At 62.8% G+C, this 15,564-nt stretch carries 14 protein-coding genes; 2 read left to right on the top strand and 12 right to left on the bottom strand.

What is annotated here, in order from left to right; all coding sequences use genetic code 11:
* Positions 1-14: 14 nt before the first annotated feature.
* Positions 15-452, bottom strand: a complete 438-nt coding sequence (locus GH664_RS04075; protein ID WP_153166855.1) for a heme-binding protein — start codon at positions 450-452, stop codon at positions 15-17.
* A 186-nt stretch (positions 453-638) separates the two neighbouring features.
* Here GH664_RS04075 and GH664_RS04080 point away from each other — a divergent pair, with 186 nt between their 5' ends.
* On the top strand, positions 639-1,361 hold the full coding sequence (locus GH664_RS04080) for an FCD domain-containing protein (RefSeq protein ID WP_153166996.1): 723 nt from the start codon (positions 639-641) through the stop codon (positions 1,359-1,361).
* A 103-nt stretch (positions 1,362-1,464) separates the two neighbouring features.
* On the opposite strand, the gene GH664_RS04085 is transcribed toward GH664_RS04080, so the two are convergent.
* The 7 genes from GH664_RS04085 to GH664_RS04115 all read right to left on the bottom strand — a co-directional run bounded on the left by GH664_RS04085 (position 1,465) and on the right by GH664_RS04115 (position 7,235).
* Positions 1,465-2,394, bottom strand: coding sequence for a catechol 2,3-dioxygenase (locus GH664_RS04085; protein ID WP_153166856.1), 930 nt, complete (start codon positions 2,392-2,394; stop codon positions 1,465-1,467).
* Positions 2,395-2,534: 140 nt separating this feature from the next.
* Entirely contained in the window at positions 2,535-3,590 is a 1,056-nt protein-coding gene (locus GH664_RS04090; RefSeq protein WP_153166857.1) for an NADH:ubiquinone reductase (Na(+)-transporting) subunit F, read from the bottom strand.
* Positions 3,591-3,668: 78 nt separating this feature from the next.
* A complete protein-coding gene (locus GH664_RS04095) occupies positions 3,669-4,028 on the bottom strand; it encodes a phenol hydroxylase subunit P4 (protein ID WP_153166858.1) in 360 nt (119 codons plus the stop codon).
* A gap of 61 nt (positions 4,029-4,089) precedes the next feature.
* Positions 4,090-5,643 (bottom strand): aromatic/alkene/methane monooxygenase hydroxylase/oxygenase subunit alpha, encoded by a 1,554-nt coding sequence (locus GH664_RS04100; RefSeq protein WP_153166859.1) that lies wholly within the window; start codon positions 5,641-5,643, stop codon positions 4,090-4,092.
* A 20-nt stretch (positions 5,644-5,663) separates the two neighbouring features.
* Entirely contained in the window at positions 5,664-5,933 is a 270-nt protein-coding gene (locus tag GH664_RS04105; protein WP_153166860.1) for an MmoB/DmpM family protein, read from the bottom strand.
* Between the two features lie 12 nt (positions 5,934-5,945).
* The gene (locus GH664_RS04110) at positions 5,946-6,941 is read right to left on the bottom strand and encodes an aromatic/alkene monooxygenase hydroxylase subunit beta (protein WP_153166861.1); all 996 of its coding nucleotides are present in this window, start codon (positions 6,939-6,941) and stop codon (positions 5,946-5,948) included.
* 30 nt (positions 6,942-6,971) lie between these two features.
* The gene (locus tag GH664_RS04115) at positions 6,972-7,235 is read right to left on the bottom strand and encodes a phenol hydroxylase subunit (protein ID WP_153166862.1); all 264 of its coding nucleotides are present in this window, start codon (positions 7,233-7,235) and stop codon (positions 6,972-6,974) included.
* A 462-nt stretch (positions 7,236-7,697) separates the two neighbouring features.
* On the opposite strand from GH664_RS04115, the gene GH664_RS04120 reads away from it, so the two are divergent.
* On the top strand, positions 7,698-9,377 hold the full coding sequence (locus GH664_RS04120; RefSeq protein ID WP_153166863.1) for a sigma-54-dependent Fis family transcriptional regulator: 1,680 nt from the start codon (positions 7,698-7,700) through the stop codon (positions 9,375-9,377).
* Positions 9,378-9,429: 52 nt separating this feature from the next.
* On the opposite strand, the gene GH664_RS04125 is transcribed toward GH664_RS04120, so the two are convergent.
* The 4 genes from GH664_RS04125 to GH664_RS04145 all read right to left on the bottom strand — a co-directional run bounded on the left by GH664_RS04125 (position 9,430) and on the right by GH664_RS04145 (position 15,376).
* Positions 9,430-9,765, bottom strand: a complete 336-nt coding sequence (locus GH664_RS04125; protein WP_153166864.1) for a hypothetical protein — start codon at positions 9,763-9,765, stop codon at positions 9,430-9,432.
* Between the two features lie 228 nt (positions 9,766-9,993).
* Positions 9,994-11,802, bottom strand: coding sequence for a tetratricopeptide repeat protein (locus GH664_RS04130; protein WP_153166997.1), 1,809 nt, complete (start codon positions 11,800-11,802; stop codon positions 9,994-9,996).
* 113 nt (positions 11,803-11,915) lie between these two features.
* Positions 11,916-14,354: a heme utilization protein gene (locus tag GH664_RS04135; protein ID WP_153166865.1), complete on the bottom strand. Its 2,439-nt coding sequence runs from the start codon at positions 14,352-14,354 to the stop codon at positions 11,916-11,918.
* A 215-nt stretch (positions 14,355-14,569) separates the two neighbouring features.
* Positions 14,570-15,376 (bottom strand): glycosyltransferase, encoded by an 807-nt coding sequence (locus GH664_RS04145; RefSeq protein ID WP_153166866.1) that lies wholly within the window; start codon positions 15,374-15,376, stop codon positions 14,570-14,572.
* Positions 15,377-15,564: the final 188 nt, after the last annotated feature.

A 15,564-nucleotide genomic window follows, 5' to 3' on the forward strand; every position in this document is an offset into this window, starting at 1 on the left:
CGCCTGCTCCTGATTCAAAGTTGCACGTCGTCCGCGCCGATCGCCACCAGGCCGGCCCGCGCGCACTCCGCGTCCTGCTCTTCCGATGCGCCGGAAACGCCAATGCCACCAATCAGCTCGCCGTTCACCCGGATCGGCAGACCACCACCGAACACGACCAGGCGCGGACGCGCCGAGAAGCCGAACTTCATGCCTTCGTTGTCGCCGAAGATCGACATCCACTGCTTGGTCGGGAAACCGAAGCCGCCGGACGTGTAGGCCTTGTCGATGGCGATGTCGATCGACTGCGGGAAGGCGCCGGGCATGCGCAGGAAGGAGATGAGGTTACCGCCAACGTCGGTCACTGCGACATTGATGAGAACCCCGAGGGACTCGGCATGCCGAACGGCCGCCTGCACGGCAGCATGGCCGGCCTCCCAGGACACGGTGGCTTGGGGCACAGCGACTTTCATGAGCGTCTCCTTGTCGCGAATTGTGTTTGAACAGGTCTGATGCTGATCTGAACGCAGAAAGATAGTACCCGTCAATCTCGAAGTCAATAATTAATCTCGAGATTTCAATATAGCTTTGTGAATATCCCTCTGCGATTCACGCTCGGCTAAAATTGATTCGTGAACATTCTATTCAGCGACCGCATCATGCGCGACCAGCACGCCTCTCCAGGGATCGACATCGACCAGACACAGGAGCCAAAGACGCTGGTCGAGGCGGCGTACCTTCGCCTGCGGCGTGACATCATCGAAGGAATCTACGCCCCCGGCGAAAAGCTGCGCGTCGAGCACCTGAAGGATCAATATGAAGTCGGCGCCGGCACGCTGCGCGAGGCGCTGCTGCTGCTGGTGACCGATGCCCTGGTCGTGGCGCAGGGGCAGCGTGGGTTCCGCGTGGCGCCGATCTCCATCGCCGACTGCGAGGACATCAGCCACACCCGCGTGCTGCTCGAAACCGAGGCGCTGCGCCAGTCGATCGCACGCGGCGACGACGCCTGGGAAGCCGCCCTGGTCGCCGCCTTCCACCGTCTCACCCGCGCCGAGCAGAAGCTATGCGACAACGACGACTCCACCACCGAGGAATGGGAGAAGTGCAACCGCGCCTTCCACGAAGCGCTGATCGCCGCCAGCACCTCGCGCTGGATACGCCACTTCCAGCAGATCCTGTATCAGCAGTCGGAACGCTACCGCCGGGTGAGCCTTTTCCGGCAGCCGATCACGCGCGACATCCACGCCGAGCACCACGCCTTGTTCGACGCCACGCTGGCGCGCGACGCCGCCCGCGCCAGCTCCATCCTGTCCGAGCACATCCTGCGTACCCTGGACGCGGTCAAGCGCCTGCCGGTGGATTTCTTCTCGCAACGTGCCTGAGCCGGCTGCCCCACGGCGACCGACGAAAATCGAGGTGCGCCCTGCCGGGCGCACCAGAAAAAAAGCGGCCCGAAGGCCGCTTTCCTTTGTTGCACCCCAAGGCTCAGGACACCACGGTCAGGAAGCGCTCGTTGAGCTTGCGGTCGTGGTAGAAGATGCCCGGGCCGACCTGGTCCCAGGTCCACTTGATCGCCTTGTAGTCCGGGTAGCCGTCGTAGCCGCCGCAGAAGGTCTCGAAGCGGTTGCCGGACGGGTCGAACGCGTAGATCGTGGTACCGCGGGTGATGCCGTGGCGGGTCGGGCCGATGTCGATGGAGATGCGATTCATCGACATGATGTCGGCGGCACGCAGCACCTTTTCCCAGCTATCGAGCTTGAACGAGATGTGGTGCAGCTTGCCCGGCTCCGGGTGACGCACGAAGGCGATGTCGTGGGCCTTGATCGAGCACGACAGCCAGATCGCCAGGTCGGTCTTGCCGTCTTCCATCACGACGTGCTCGACGAGATAGAAGCCGAGGACCTTCTCGAAGATCTCCTGCACCTTCTCGATGTCCGGACCGTACAGCAGGCAGTGGTCCATGCGGGTCGGCGCGATGCCGCGCTCGGCGTCGGCGATCCACGGATCCGGGTTGACGTACGACTGGCCGTTGCCGATGTCGGTCTTCTCGGCATACAGCTCGATGAAGTGGCCCGACGGAATCTTGAAGCGGACGCGCTCGCCGGTCTCGAGCATTTCGCCCGCCGGGATGCGCTCGGTGGTCAAGCCGTAGGCCTTCAGGTCGGCGTCGAGCTTCTCCAGCGTGGCCTTGTCGGCCACCTTGAACGCGAAGAAATCGACACCCGCCTCGTCCGCCTCGCGGATCAGGACGCTGTTGTGGTCGCGCTCGTCCCAGGTCTTGAAATAGACGCGGCCCTGGTTGTCACGCCCGGTCTCGACGAGACCCAGCGTGTTCTTGTAGAAGTTGATGCCCTCCTCGAGATCCAGCACGCGCAGCGAGATGTGGCCGGGACGCAGTACGCCAGTCATTGCCATAGAGTTTCTCCTCCAGAAATTTGCTCGTCCGGCCTGTGGCGGCCGGATCGACGCGGGTTGCAGAGCAAAAAAACGAACCAACCAAGCATAGCGTCCGATTCACGAGACGCGAGTGAAATCTCGATATTTGTTGATCTAGCTCAAACCTTCTTGAACAGCGGGCTGCGCACCTGCTGCGCATCTGCGGCAGAGAAGAACTTCTCCATGTAGATGTCGCGTTCGAACAGCCGCCCCTGCATCAGCGTGGTGATGCAGGCGTCGATCATCATCGGCGGACCGCACAGGTAAGCCTTGTGGTTGCGGAAGTCGTTGTCGAAGTGCGCCTTGGCCGCCTCGTGCACGAAACCGCGGAAGCCCGTCCAGCCCGAATCGGCCGGCTCGTCCGACAAGGCCGGCACATAGGTGAAGTTGGGATGCTTCTCGGCGAGCGCGAGGAACTCGTCGTGGTAGTACAGCTCGGCGCGATTGCGCTGGCCATAGACGAGCGTCATGTGGCGCGCGTCGCCGGCCTCGAGCAGGTCGAGGATCATCGAGCGCGGGCTCGACAGGCCGGAACCGCCCGCCATGAAGATCAGCGCCTCGGGCGCCGACTTGCGCACGAAGAAGCGGCCATAAGGGCCGGACAACTTCACGCGGTCGCCCACCTTCTGGTTTTCGTGCACCCAGGTGGTGCCCTTGCCGCCGGCGACGATGCGGATGTTCAGCTCTACCGTGCGTCCGGTCGAAGGCGGATTCGCCAGCGAGAAGGCACGGCTGTAGGCGCCACCCTCGATGTCGAAGTTGATGTACTGGCCGGCCTGGAAGTGCATCGGCTCGTCGAGCTCGATGAAGATGCCCTTGATCGTCGGCGTCAGCGCCTCGACACGCACCACGGTGCCGGGGAAGTCGCGCACCGGGATGTTCTCGGCATCGGGTTCTTCCTCGATCTCGGCCTCGATGGTCACGTCGCTCTGCAGGCGCGCACAGCAGGCCAGCGTCTTGCCTTCGTCGCGCTCGAAATCCATCAGCGCGAAGCTCGAGGCCTCGCCGTGGTCGATCTCGCCGTCGAGCACCTGCACCTTGCAGGTCGCGCACAGGCCGTGGCAGCAGGCGTGCGGCAGCCAGATGCCGGCGCGCAGCGCGGCATCGAGAATGGTCTGGTCGTCCTCGACCTCGATGGTCTGGCCGATCGGTTCAATGGTCAGTTCGTAGCTCATGGTTCTTTTCCGTTCTCTCCGTCCTCGGTCGGGGATGGGACGGCGACCCGCCATGCGGGCCGCCGTCCGCCAAGACGATCAACTGCAGGAGCCCTTGATGCCGGTGAGGCCCGGGGTACGGAAGCGGATCACGTCCTTGTGCTTGAGGCCGTTCTCGGCCAGCGACTTGTCGAAATCGGGCGTGAAGGGCTTGCCCGACTTGAACCACTCGGCCTTCGCCCAGTCGATCTGCGCGAAGTCGGGGTGGTAGCCGAAGGCGGCCTGCATCGGCCCGGCGACGACGTCGCCGAAGCGCATGGTCGCCGGGAACGGGAACGCGAACGGCGCGCAGAACAGCAGATGGTCTTCCCAACCGATGTACAGCAACTGGGCACCGTGGAACTTGTCCTGCGTGTCGGCAGGGGCGAATTCGTATTTCGAAACGGCAGCAACAGCCATGTGTTGTCTCCTTGCTAACTCGTGAATCCCGCGGGCGCCCGAGCGCCCGCGGTGTGCGGCATCAGATGTTCTTCGTTGCCTGGCCACGCCACTCGGCGAAGTTCTTCTTGTCCTCGGAAACGTCGAAGTCGAGGTTGTCGCGACCGTGCTCGAGGTGGTAGTACTTCAGCACCGCGGCGAGCGGATCGAAGCCTTCCACCGTCGGATCGGTGCCTTCGGGGAAGCAGTTGCCCTGGTAGATCTGGTGCACCGGCATCCAGGCCTGCACATACTTCTCCGGCTCGTGCTCGAAGATCGCCTTGCAGTGGTCGGAGCAGAAGTGGTACTTGTCGCCCTTGTAATCGACTTCGCGGTAGCAGATCTTGGTCGGATCGCCCGGCTCGGTGAAGATCATCGGGATCTGGCAGGTCTGGCACAGCATGGGCAGCGTCTTGTTGTAGAAGCGGTTGCCCTTGGCAGCCTGTTCGCGCCAGAACTCGTAGCGCGGACGGTAGAGCTTGTCGAAGCTGTTCGGGTACTTCGCCGACAGCCAGGCCATCTCGTCCTCGTCCGGCATCCAGGTGTGGAAGTTGGCGGCCGCAGCGTAGTTGTAGAAGGTGCTCCAGGCCTGGTGCGACAGGTGGTCCTTCTCGAGGGCGATCTGCTCGGCGCACTGCGGCATCTTGATGCCGTAGCGGGCCAGATCCTTGAACAGCGCGCCGCCGTTCTCCTCGAAGTAGATCTCCCACGACTCCTTCCAGCTCATCGTGCGCTTCGGCAGCATGTAGTCCATCATCATCGCGACCAGGGTCAGCACGCGGTAGCCGCGCCAGGTCCACTTGTCGATCCAGCGCTGCACGATGGGCACGTTGTCGGGATCCTGCTCGAGGATGAACTTGATGACTTCCAGGCCCAGCGTCATGTGGCGCGCTTCGTCGGACTGCGCCGAGAAGCCGAAGGTCATCGCCGCCATGTCGCCGTTGTAGGCCGCGCCCGAGACGAAGGGCACGAACAGCAGGTTGGTCAGCACGTACTCGAACGAGAAGCCGATCGAGACCATGAACTCGAACGGGCCGGCGGTGATCGCGTCGTCGAAGAACGACTTCGGCACCGACAGGAACCACACGCGGTCGTGCGCATGATGGAAGTCATGCATGCCGTTGTAGTACTTGTTGTAGTTCGACACCGCATGCACCTGGGTCTGGGCGTGGCGGATCTCGTCGAGCGACTGCATCAGGCAGGCGACGCGCGGGCCGGGGCCGGGGAACTGGCGGCCGGCATGGGCGAAGCCGCGGTGCGCCACGTATTCCAGCGGGCTGATGCCGCTCAGGAACAGCTTGACGGTGTTCAGGTAGCGCGCGTCGGTCACGTTGAGGTGGCCGTTGTTCTGGGTGAAGGCATCGAGCACCGAGTACAGCTTGCGCTCCTTCTCGGCCTGATACTTCCAGTAGGCGTCCATCGTCAGGCGGAACGGGTCTTCCCACTTGTCCCAGTCGTGGATCTTGATGCCTTCGTAGGTGATGTACGGATAGATGTCCTCCATCTTCTGATACGACGGCGTCCAGTCGAGGCCGCGCGTCATCACGGCATAGCGTTCTTTCAGACCCAGTTTCTTCTTGGCAACAGTCATGTCCATGTCGTTGTCTCCTTGGGGGCTCAGGCTTTCCAGAAAAGGGTGATTTCGTCGTCGGTCTGATCGAGGTTGCCCGACATCGTGATCATGTTCACCTGCAGCTCCTGCAGGTCGTAGTCACGGCCGGTGATGTCCTCGATCGTCTGGCGGCGCACCACGAGCCTGCCATCGGCATTGATCTTCACCATCGCCGGCTGCTCATCCACGACGGCGCTCGGGTTGTCCTGCAGGATCGCCTCGATGATCGGGCGGGTTTCTTCGTTGGTTTGCAGCGCGAGGAATACGGTCGACATCCAGGTGTCTCCTTAGATGGCCACGCCGGCTTTCGCCATGCGGGCATTGAATTGCTGAACGACTTCGCCCATGAGCTCGTCGGTACGATCACCCAGTGCAATGCGGGCCACCGGCAGCAGCGCGGCAGCCGCGCGATCGCGCCAGGCCGTCAGCCACTTGGTCATGATTTCCTTGTTCTCGGCCGATTCGGCCGCCGCGATCTTGACCGTCGCGTCGGCCCACTTCTTCGTCTCGGCGAACCAGTCGGTCATGAACTGGGTCAGCATCGCGACGGCAGTCCCGCCCTTGGATGCGAGCACGTCATCGACGATGGTCTCGTACACCAGCGGGTACATCAGGCCGTCGAGCACGACGTTCTGCACGACGAAAAGCTCGACCGGATCCTTGACCACGAAGGAGTCCTCGACGTAACGGCGCAGACCTTGCCAGGCGTCGTCATCCATCCAGGCGCGCTTGCCTTCGTCGAGCGACGCGACGTCGCCGAGCAGCAGACCGACGCGAGTGAGGTACTGGGCAATGCCGAGCTGGTCCATCGAGTGGAAGATATGCGGCTGCGAGAAGCCGGTGCCGTAGCTGTAGGCGCAGATGCTCGCGTTGTTCATGTTCGAGCCCCACGCCACGTGGCGCAGCGGCACCAGCAACTTCAGCGCCGTGTCGCGCACCGCTTCCGGCAGCGTCGCGGCCAGGCCGCGGTTCTCGACGAAGTCGAAGTTGGCTTCCGCCGTGTCCTGCTGCTTGGCACGCGCCATCGTGTAGGCGCCGTAATAGAACTGGCGCGGATCCTTGAAGGCGTACCAGTCGGCCATCTTGATCGCAGTACGCGACGCGTCGTAGATGTCGTGCGCCGGGTCCCACGTCGGGCGATAGTGGAAGTTGGCCGTCTGCTGCATGTCCAGCGTGCCTTCCTGGTAGCGGGAGGCCGGCTTGTCGCCGCCGATGCGGCGGGCAATGTTGTCGAAGGTGTGCCGCAGGGGCTTGATGGTCACCGTACGCAAATCGATTTGCATGAATTCTCCTCCTGTCGATTGATCAGCGATTCAACGGAATCGCTCGTGGGTTGCCTGATGCAGGTTCCAGTCCCACTCGGAACCATCACCTTCGGCCTGCTCCTCGCGGGGGCCAAGATGAATCACTTCATTGCTCTTGCAGAACGCTTCGTAAGCCTCTCCAGGCAGCAGCATTTCTGCGTAGATCTCGGGCTCGCCGATGGCGAACTCGAACTCGACGAATCCGTCCGCACGGCGCTCGATGAGTCGCACGTACTTCTTGGTCACGTCGATCGTAGGTTTTTCTGTCTCCATCTGCCGGGGCTCCGTCTGTTTTGATGCAGTGGCCTCCGCCACTCCACCACTACACTCAAGAGCCGTGCCAGAATGTTCAAGTTATTGATTTACATCAAAACCATCCGAGGCCAGAGGCATTGGTTGAAGTTTTCATATTTTATTGAATGATGAAATGATCAAATCGACTTCATCACTTCACCAAATGATCAAAGCAGTTTTTTGCATTGCAGCACCTCACCCCGTCGTGCCGGGTCAAAGGCCGCCATTCGACGCACCAGCTCAGCAACGGTTGGCCATGGATCGAATTTCGAGATTAATATTCAGTTTCGAGAGAGTTCTTGCGGGAGTGGGCGGCCTGCGTCACGGAAAGCCGTTCGCCCACGTGTTATAAGAAGAAGAGTGTCAGACGGCCGCCCCGGGCAATCCGGTGCGTGGGCGCGCACCAGAACCCGCGTTCGACGGGATGACGAGGAGACAGGCTTGAGCAGCATCCGGTATCCGGAAGATTCCGATCTGAGGCGCTTGTTGCGCTTTTCCAGCGAAGACAGCCTGATCTGGCTGGGCGAACACAGGATGGTGCTGCTGCATGCCGGCGCCCTCGCCGAACTGCGCAAGGAGCTGATCGAGTCAGTCGGCATGGAGCAGGCTCGCCGCATCCTCACCCGCATGGGCTTCGCCTCGGGCCTGCGCGACGCGGAACTGGCGCGCAAGGTGCGCGGCGCCGGCGATCTGGTGGACGCCTTCGTCGTCGGCCCCCAGTTGCACATGCTCGAAGGGTCGGTCCAGGTCGAGCCGGTACGGCTCGAGGTCAACCGCGGCAGCAAGCAGTTCTACGGCGAATTCCTCTGGCACCACTCGTGGGAAGCCGAAGCGCACGTGCAGACCTTCGGCGAAGTTGACCACCCGGTGTGCTGGATGCAGATCGGCTACGCCTCCGGCTACACCACCGCCTTCATGGGCGAGTTCATCCTGTTCAAGGAAATGGAGTGCAGCGCCACTGGCGCGCCGCACTGCCGCATCATCGGCCGCCCGGTGGACGAATGGCCGGATGCCGATGCGCTCAGGACCTACTTCGAGGCGGATTCCATCGTCGGCCGCCTGCTCGAGCTGCACGAAGAAATGGAAGCCATGCGCCGCAGCATCGCCTGCCGCAACAAGTCGCCCAGCCTCATCGGCAACTGCGCCACCTTCCTGCACGCCTACGACCTCGCGGTGAAGGCCGCCCCCACCAGCGTCACGGTGCTGCTGCTGGGCGAAACCGGCGTCGGCAAGGAGCGCTTTGCGCGCGCGCTGCACGATCTCAGCCCGCGCCACACCGCCCCCTTCGTCGCCGTCAACTGCGCCGCCCTGCCCGACGAGCTGATCGAATCCGAACTCTTCGGCGTCGAGCGCGGCGCCTTCACCGGCGCGCATGCGTCGCGCGCCGGCAAGTTCGAGCGCGCCGACGGCGGCACCCTGTTCCTCGACGAGCTCGGCGAATTGCCGCTATCGGCCCAGGCCAAGCTGCTGCGCGTGCTGCAGGAGGGCGAGATCGAGCGCCTGGGCGACGAGCGTTCGCGCAAGGTCAATGTGCGCCTGGTGGCGGCCACCAACGTCAACCTGCAGGAAGCCGTCGCCGCCGGCCGCTTCCGCCGCGACCTGTTCTACCGCCTCAACGTTTACCCGATCACGATCCCGCCGCTGCGCGAGCGCGTCGCCGACATCCCGCCGCTGGTCGAGGCGATGGTCGCGCGCTTCTGCACCTTGCACGACAAGCGGGTGGCGGGCGTCACCGACAAGGCCATGCGCGCGCTCAAATCGCACAGTTGGCCCGGCAACGTGCGCGAGCTGGAAAACGTCATCGAGCGTGGCGTGATCCTCGCGCCCCACAATGGCTGGATCGAGGTCGAGCACCTGTTCGTCGGTGCCGTCCCGCAGGAATCCGCTCATGCCTCGCTGGGCGAAGACGGACTGGTGGCGAGCAAGCCCGCCGCGGCGGGCGCCCCTGCAGACACCGACCTGCCGGATGCGGTGCTGGATTCGGGCATGTCGCTCGATTCGCTCGAGAACGAACTCCTGCAGCGTGCAGTGCAACGCGCCAACGGCAACCTTTCCGCCGCGGCGCGGCTGCTCGGCCTCACGCGCCCGCAGTTGAATTACCGCCTCAAGAAGAACACCTGACGGAAAGACGAAGCCTGCGGCGATGGGAGCCGGCACGAGCCGCTTGCAGCCCTCACAGCCGCATCGTGTAGTCCGCCCCGAAAGGCAGGCTCATGCGCCGCAGGTCGCTCTCGAAGTCCACATGGAAGATGACCTGGCGGTCGAGCATCTTGGCTTCGCGGCACAGGCTCCGCAGGTTGCCCGGCAGGCTGTCGGCGCGCCAGCGGTGGGGCTGGGAGAAGAGTGCGCACACCGCGTCGCTCCAGCGCCAGGCGCCTGGAAATTCATCCTCGATCCGTTCCGGTTCGACCCAGCGCGTGCGGCTGAAGGCCTGCGCCACGTCCTGCTGCGCCAGATAGCGCCGCAGGCGCATGCCATCGCCAATGATGATCGTGAAGGGATAATGCATGATGCGAATCGCCGGACAGTCGCAATAAGGTCGCGCCGCGCCGCCGGTATTCATGGCGAATAAAAACCCGATTGTGACAGAACGCGACCCGACCATACAGCGGACAGCGTGGCGGAACGTCCTGAAACTGTCAGAGGGGGCACGTTTGCGCGCGCGAAGAACCCTTGGGCAGCGGCAGCGCCAGCCATCGGCGCGCAGGCATTTCGCGCGAAGTCGCCGCCGCACGCTTCAGCGCCGGGCTGCGTTCAATTCGATCAGGCGCTGCTCAAGGTTGCGCACGAAGCGCGGTGTGTCGAACAAAATGCCCTTATCGCGCACCTCTTCCAGACGCTCACGCAAGCGCAGGCAGGCCCCCGACGTGGTCGCGAGTTCGACCGCCCTGTCTTCATAGGCCTGAAAGTCGTAAGTGATCAGTTCCGGCAATCCCGCAGCCGTCAGCAATGCACCGGCCATGCGGGAGGCGAAACAGCGCCCAGACCGCGTCAGCACGGGCAAGCCCATCCACAGCGCATCGTTCGCAGTCGTCCCGGCGTTGAAGGGGAAGGTATCCAGGAACAGGTCCGGTACCGCATAGCGGGCAAGGTAATGCTCGGGTGCCACACGTTCCGAGAAGAAGATCCGGCCCTCGTCGATCCCTCTGGCGCTCGCCTCGCGCCGGAGGTTTCCCTCAGACCAGGGGTTGTCCGACAGCAACCACAACACGCTTCCCGGCACGCGTCGCAGGATGTTCATCCAGACGTCGAACACCTCAGCGGTGTACTTGTAGTTGTTGTTGAAGGAGCAGAAGACAAAACCCTCCGGCGGCAGGCCGCAGGCCTTCCGCGTCGGCGCAGGGGAGCACAGCCGCTTGCGGTCGCTCACCTGATAGACGTCGGGCATGTAGAGCGGCGTTTCGGAGTAGTGCTTCGCCTCTTCCTCCGGAATGAGGAAGCGATCGGCGATGACGTAGTCGATGCACGGCAGCCCGGTCGTCGCGGGCAGGCCGAGGTAGGTGATCTGGATGGGTGCAGGACGATAGGCGAGCATCTGGGTCCGCGCACCGCGCGTCTGGCCATGCAGATCGATCAGGATATCGATTTCATGCTCGCGGATGAGCTGCGCCGATGCCGCATCGTCGAGCGCGTCGATGCGGATGTAGTGATCGAATGCTTTCACCACACGTTGACGCAGGGATGAGCCGTCGTCAGGTGACCAGCAGAAGCCATACACTTCAAATTTGTCTCGATCGTGAAGCTCGAAGAGTTCGGCGGTCAGCATCGCGACGGGATGCAGGCAGAAATCCGACGAACAATAGCCAATACGGATCCTGTCGTGACGATAGCCCTCGGCCGGAGCCAGTACAGGGAGATCGGCCGGGATCTTGCGGCGTGCGTAATTCATCGCGGCAGCAAGCTGCTCGGCCGGATCGTCGGAGAGACTGATCATTGCAAGCACCGACGTGGATCGCTGCATCAGCTCGGGATCGACCCCCGCCGGTGCGGAATATACCGGCCACAGGCACTGCTTCTCGCGCAGGAACACCCAGTGATGCAGCACGTCGGGCTGGTTCGGGTCGAGCGACAGGCTGCGCTCGAGGCAGGCCTGCGCATCCGCATACTGCTTGCGGCTCTCGCCGAGGCGCCCACGGCTGTTCAGCGCCGCGATCAGGATCGCGCGCTCGTCCGGCTTCTCCGGCGAGGCATGCTCCTCAATCCACAACCATTGCTCGGTCGCTGCGTCAGGCTGTCCCAGGCGTTCATGGACGAGTCCGAGGTTGAACCTCGGCTGCACGAAGTTGGGCGCCAGACGGATCGCCTGTTCGTAGGCCTCGCGCGCGCCGGCAATGTCTCCCTCGCCGAACAGCGTCACGCCGAGATTGAACCAGGCGAAGTGATCGTAGGCGCTGCGATTGCGCTTGAGCCAGGTCTGATACAGCACCGCCACAAGCCCCGTGAGTCGCGCGGCCTCGAGCTGATTCGCATAGTTCAGCACTTGCGGAAATTCCAGCTTGCGCTGCCAGATCAGATTGACGATGCCGGCGTAATCGACGTCCTTCATTTCGCTCAAGGGAAAAACTCCGAAAATGACGACGCCTCCAGCGGCTCAGGGTATAAGCCCTGAAGCGCCTGGAGGCGTGCCGATGCGACTGACGCTGAAATCAGCCGGCAAGATCAACCGAAATTGAGCTGCTGGATCTGATCGTTGGTCATCGCCGCGACCTGGGTCGGAGTTAGCGCCTGAACCTGCGCCGAGGTCAAGGCCTTGACCTGTTCGGTGCTCAAGCCTTCCTGGATCTGCGACGTCGTCAGTGCTGCAATCTGGCTCGTGGTCAGCTCCTTGATCTGGTCGGTCGAGAGACCCGACTGGATTTGCTCGGTGCTCAGCGCCTGGATCTGGGCGGCGGAGAACTGCACCAGGTCCTCGGTCTGCAGCGCGCTCACCTGCTCGGTGCCGAGCGCGCCGATCTGGGTCGCAGTCAGGGCCTTGACCTGTGCGGTGGTGAGGGCTTGCAGGTTTTCGGTCGACAACTTGCCCACCTGCTCGACCGTGAATGCCGATACCTGCGCCGCGCTCAGGCTCTGAATCTGATCGGTGGTCATGGAATTGATCTGTTCGGTGCTCAGCCCCCCGATCTGGGCGGCCGTCAGCGCGCCGAGCTGGCCCGTACTGAGTTCCACCAGGTCCGCCGTCTCGAGCGCCTGCACCTGCGAGGTCGTCAGCGCTGCGATCTGAGTGTACATCAGCGCCTTGACCTGACCGGTCGTCAGCGCCTGAATGTTGCTCGTGGACAAGCCCTTGACCTGCGCGGCAGTCAGCGCAGCAACGTCTTCCGTGTTCAGCGCCGCAAGCTGTTCGCTGCTCAAGCCGTTGAGTTGCGCCGCAGTCATCGCCTGCACCTGCGTCGAGGTCAGCGCCTCAACATTCTCGGTCGACAGTTTGGACACCTGTGCCGTCGTCAAGGCCGCGATCTGCGTTGCCTTCAGTCCGGCGATCTGGTCCGTGCCCAGTGCGTTGAGTTGCTCCGAACTCAACGAACGCACCTGTGCCGCAGTCAGGGCACCAAGTTGCCCGGAATCCATCGCCACCAAATCGGATGTCTCGATCGCCCCCACTTGGTCCGACGTGAGCGCTGCAATCTGCGTGTACATCATTGCCTTGACCTGACCAGTCGTCAGCGCCTGGATGTTGCCGGTCGACAGTCCCTTCACCTGCGCGGCCGTCAGCGCCGACACGTCACCGGTGTCGAGTGCGGCGATCTGCTCGCTGCTCAGGCTGTTGAGCTGCGACACCGTCATCGCCTTGACCTGCGTCGCGCTCAGCGCCTGCACGTTGTCCGTCGACAGCTTGGACACCTGCTCGGTCGTCAGCGCCGCAATCTGCGCTGCCTTCAGCCCCGCGATCTGCTCCGTGCCGAGGGCGTTGAGCTGTTCGCTCGTCAGCGACTTCACCTGCGTCGCCGTCAGCGCACCCAGTTGCGCGGTACCCAGCTTCACCAGATCCTGCGTCTCGAGTGCCTGGATCTGGTCCGAGCCCAGCGCCGCCATCTGCGCCGCCGTCAGCGCCATCGCCTGGTCCGAGTTCAATGCCTGGATGTTGGCGGTCGACAGCCCCTTCACCTGCGCGGCCGTCAGCGCCGACACGTCACCGGTGTCGAGTGCGGCGATCTGCTCGCTGCTCAGGCTGTTGAGCTGCGACACCGTCATCGCCTTGACCTGCGTCGCGCTCAGCGCCTGCACGTTGTCCGTCGACAGCTTGGACACCTGCTCGGTCGTCAGCGCCGCAATCTGCGCTGCCTTCAGCCCCGCGATCTGCTCCGTGCCGAGGGCGTTGAGCTGCTCGCTCGTCAGCGACTTCACCTGCGTCGCCGTCAGCGCCCCCAGTTGCGCGGTACCCAGCTTCACCAGATCCTGCGTCTCGAGCGCCTGGATCTGGTCCGAGCCCAGCGCCGCCATCTGCGCCGCCGTCAGCGCCATCGCCTGGTCCGAGCTCAATGCCTGGATGTTGGCGGTCGACAGCCCCTTCACCTGCGTGACCGTCAGCGCGGCCACATCACCGGTGTCGAGCGCGGCGATCTGCCCACTGCTCAGGCTGTTGAGCTGCGACACCGTCATCGCCATGACCTGCGACGCGCTCAACGCCTGCACGTTGTCCGTCGACAGCTTGGACATCTGCTCGGTCGTCAGCGACGCAACCTGCGCCGGCTTCAGCGCGGCGATCTGGTTCGTGCTCAACGCGTTGAGCTGCTCGCTCGACAATGACTTCAACTGCGCCGCCGTAAGCGCCGCGACGTCGGTACCCAAGGCCGCGATCTGCTCACTGCCCAGCATGCTGAGCTGACTAGTCGTCAATGCCTTCACCTGCGTCTGTGAAAGCGCCTCGGCCTGGTAGGTCAGCAAGCCATCGGAGAATGCAGTCTGATTGAAGGCAGCGATCTGGCTGGCATTGAGGACCACAAGATCCTGCGTCTCGATTGCGGCAACCTGCTCCGAACTCAAGGCATTGATCTGCGCCGAAGACATTGCCTTGAAGTCGGCAGTCGACAGGCTCTGGATCTGGGCAGTGGTGAGCGCCGAGATCTGCGATCCGGACATTCCGCTGATGATGGACATGACGACCCCTTTTCCCTCGCCCCTGGGGCGAGAATTCTGGACAAATCCAGCACGTGCCCGAGGCTCGGTTCAGGAACGTCTGGATGTTACTCAGGGGGGTCTAACGGATCATTCCATGCAAACTTTAGGATGACGCCAAGCCACACGAAGCGCCCTCGCCAGATGCGTTCGAGACGAGGGCTGCTCACATGCCGCGGCTGAGCGGGAACCGCCATCTACACCCAGCGGTTGGGCAGTACGCCGGGAAATACCTGCGACAGCAACTTATGCCGCTGCTCCCTGACCGCCTCGTCGGCAATCGGCCATTTCTTGTAGATGTGGAGATAGTCGGATAGGAGCATCTCGTTCTGCGCGTCCGCCGAACGACCCCTCGAATCGGGAGCCCCTGCCCTCTTGTGTATCTGCGGACCACCGAGGGGACAATGCACGAGGTCGTGCCGTGAAAGAACCGACAGGAGGTAATCCCAGTCCTCGATCGACTTGAGATTCGTGTCGGTCCAATGTTCCTTCAGGCAGACACGCGGATAAACGAGACAAGAGTTGGGTATGAAATTCTTTACATAAAGGTCAGCGACGCTGCGCCCCGCAAGGCTCACGTATTCACGTGAGCTCTCGACCATGTCGCCATTGGCGGAGACCTCTTCGTTGATCACGTAGAAATCGCAATATAAGACGCTGTGCGGGTGTTTGACGACATGCTGCAGCATCGAAGGAAGAAAATGCGGCGCGAGCGTATCGTCATCATCCAGGAAGAGAAAGTAATCGCCGCTTGCGAATTTCTGGGCCAGATTCCGGCTGTATGCCGGCCCAGGTGGACCATTCCTGCGGACATAAACGTCGTTGTCGGCGAGCAGCGTCGAGGCCACTTCATCCGTCTCGCGACAGATGCAGTCCGAGACGACGATGAGTTCGATCTCTGCGTATGCCTGCGCCCTCACCGAGGAGATCGCCCGGGCAAGCAGCTTTGGGCGCAGATGGGTTGCCATGATGATGCTGACCTTGGGATTTCTCTTTGCCTTCACGGTTGATCTCGCTGATGGCCAACGATGTGTCTGCGGCTCTCGATTCAAACTCGGAGCAGCACAACGGATGCGGTGCCGCCGGCCAATTCCCGGCAGCCACTCAGATTACTGCCAGGCGCGCTTGGCGCACGAGAAGCCACGAACAGGGATAAGTGACCTCAAGCGAACGCCCCTGCCGTCCGTAAATG

Source organism: Thauera sp. 2A1 (genome assembly GCF_009469595.2).
Lineage (GTDB): Bacteria > Pseudomonadota > Gammaproteobacteria > Burkholderiales > Rhodocyclaceae > Thauera.